Below are 1,317 nucleotides of genomic sequence, written 5' to 3'. Positions count from 1 at the left end.
TCTGTGAAATTCCGGGTGGTTTTCAACGACGTTGAGCAACGTCAGGTTAGCGGCATTATCTCACAAGCTATACGGGGGGATACGCATGCGCATCGTACCATTTATCACCTCACCGTCCAGCCCGCGCTCTGGCGGATGAATTTGAATCAGGACAGCCGGATTTATCATCGGCAAAGCGTGCCGGAGATCCTCAAGAGTTTACTGAAAAAACATGGCATCCTGTTCGATTGCCAACTGGATGAGTTTCATTACACACGGGAGTATGTGACGCAAAAACGGGAGTCCGATTATGCCTTTTTTGCCCGGTTAGTTGCCGAAGAGGGGCTAAATTTCTGGTTTGAAGACGACAAGCTGTTTTTCAGCGACAGCCATTTAGGGATGACGGCCAATTTACCGCTGGTCTACAACCCGCAGATAGAGACGGCCACGGAAATGAATGTGGTTAATCAGGTGCGTCTGGGGGTCTCCATGACCCCGAATCGGGTCATTTATAAGGACTACAATCCCCAAAATCCCGCTTACCGCCTGACACACCGGGCCAATATCGATCCCCGTGTCGAGGGGCAGAAGACCTTGTTTGAGCTTTTTGAAAGCTACGGCCGTTTTCAGAAAGACGCAGAGGCGAAACCGTTTGTCCAGCGTCGTCATCAGGCCGTCGAGAATCAACGTCAGGCCGGCTGTGGGCAAAGCAACTGTTTTAAACTGATGCCCGGTAAAATCTTTGCGCTTAACGAACACCCGGTTGACGCCATGAACACCCGCTGGCAAATCGTCACTATCCATCATCACGGCAAGTGTCCGCAAGCACTGCAAGAACAGAGCGGAGAATCAGGTACTTATCTGCACAACGAATTCAGTTTTATTTCGGGTTATAGAGACTGGCGAGCGCTATACCGTTACAAACCGCTGGCGGACGGTGATGAAATCGCCACCGTGGTTGGCCCGGAAGGAGAAGAGATTTATGTCAATGAAGAGGGGTGTATCCGCATCCATTTTCACTGGGATCGTTATGATAAAGCCGATGAAAACGCCACCTGTTGGGTACGATTCGCCCAGGGCTGGAATGGCAGCGGTTACGGTTTTATGGCGGTTCCCCGTATCGGTCAGGAGGTGATTGTTTCTTATCTGAACGGCGATATTGATCGCCCGATTGTCACCGGTTGCACCTACAACGGTTCAAACCGGCCGCCGTTAAATTTACCCGCGGAAAAGACCCGCACGACATTTAAAACCCAAACCCACAAAGGGGAAGGTTTTAATGAATTGCGCTTTGAAGATGAGAAAGACCGGGAGGAGATTTACCTGCGCGGGCAGAAA

The 1,317-nt window shown here is 50.9% G+C and carries 1 protein-coding gene; it reads left to right on the top strand.

All coding sequences use genetic code 11. The features are described 5' to 3' along the window. On the top strand, positions 1-1,317 hold a 1,317-nt coding region (gene tssI / locus EAE92_RS24030), incomplete at both ends, for a type VI secretion system tip protein TssI/VgrG (RefSeq protein WP_214069855.1).

It is taken from the genome of Photorhabdus hainanensis, assembly GCF_018448965.1.
Classification (GTDB): Bacteria; Pseudomonadota; Gammaproteobacteria; order Enterobacterales; family Enterobacteriaceae; genus Photorhabdus; species Photorhabdus akhurstii.
The sequence above is the reverse complement of the archived record's forward strand: the minus strand, read 5'-3'. Positions and strand labels throughout refer to the sequence as shown.